Below are 326 nucleotides of genomic sequence, written 5' to 3'. Positions count from 1 at the left end.
GATACGATCTTGCGCCACTTAGAAGATACTGGCCGTACGCCAGCCGATTATGATGTCATCATTACTGGTGATCTCGGTAAGTTAGGTCATAGTCTTTCTTTAGAAATGCTACGAGATCGCGGCCTTGATATTCCCGATGATGCCTTTCAAGATTGCGGTGTGCTCATGTACAGAGAAAACCAAGGGGTACAATCTGGAGGAAGTGGCTGTGCTTGTTCGGCAGTGGGGATACGATCTTGCGCCACTTAGAAGATACTGGCCGTACGCCAGCCGATTATGATGTCATCATTACTGGTGATCTCGGTAAGTTAGGTCATAGTCTTTCT

At 47.2% G+C, this 326-nt stretch carries 2 protein-coding genes; both read left to right on the top strand.

All coding sequences use genetic code 11. The features are described 5' to 3' along the window. Positions 1-249, top strand: a 249-nt coding sequence (locus G5S52_RS23580; protein WP_205744046.1) for a beta-ketoacyl-[acyl-carrier-protein] synthase family protein, incomplete at its 5' end; no start/stop codon positions are given. Beyond that, positions 213-326: hypothetical protein (locus tag G5S52_RS24430; RefSeq protein ID WP_438590733.1), on the top strand; the 114-nt coding region annotated here is incomplete at its 3' end. The genes G5S52_RS23580 and G5S52_RS24430, both read left to right, overlap by 37 nt.

It is taken from the genome of Grimontia sedimenti, assembly GCF_011045095.1.
Lineage (GTDB): Bacteria > Pseudomonadota > Gammaproteobacteria > Enterobacterales > Vibrionaceae > Enterovibrio > Enterovibrio sedimenti.
Note: the sequence above shows the minus strand (reverse complement) of the source record. Positions and strands in the feature narration are given on the sequence as shown.